Genomic DNA, 546 nt, shown 5'->3' with positions numbered 1-546 from the left:
GTCCGCGCCTTGGAGGCTTTCCTGGATGATGTCTACGGGCGGATGGCGGTGGTCGCGGACGGTGTGGTGCCGCGGGCGTTGGTGACCACGAGTGCGCATTTCCACCGGGCGGTGCATGGTTTCGAGCCGGCAGGCGGGGTGCGGGTGCACGTGTCCGGTATCGACGTGGTCCGCGATGCGGCGGGCACGTTCCGGGTGCTGGAGGACAACGTCCGGGTGCCTTCCGGGGTGTCCTACGTGTTGGAGAACCGGCGGGCGATGGCGAAGGGTTTGCCGGAGGCGTTCGGGCAGCAGCACATCCGTCCGGTCGAGGAATACCCGCGCCGCTTGCTGTCGGCATTGCGGAAGACGGCGCCGTCGGGGGTGGATGACCCCACGGTGGTGGTTTTGACCCCCGGGGTGTTCAACAGCGCCTACTTTGAACACACCTTGTTGGCCGGGTTGATGGGTGTTGAGCTGGTCGAGGGCCGGGACCTGATCTGCCGTGGAAACCGGGTATACATGCGCACCACGGCCGGTGAGCAGCGGGTGGATGTGATTTACAAG

Annotated in this window: 1 protein-coding gene; it reads left to right on the top strand. The window is 66.1% G+C overall.

Features of this window, described 5'->3' with window-relative positions; translation table 11 throughout:
* The coding region (locus NFJ07_RS25625) for a circularly permuted type 2 ATP-grasp protein (protein WP_269998921.1) at positions 1–546 on the top strand (546 nt) is incomplete at both ends.

The sequence above is a fragment of the Arthrobacter sp. B2a2-09 genome, from assembly GCF_027587375.1.
In the GTDB taxonomy this organism is placed as follows: Bacteria; Actinomycetota; Actinomycetes; order Actinomycetales; family Micrococcaceae; genus Arthrobacter.
The sequence above is the reverse complement of the archived record's forward strand: the minus strand, read 5'-3'. Positions and strand labels throughout refer to the sequence as shown.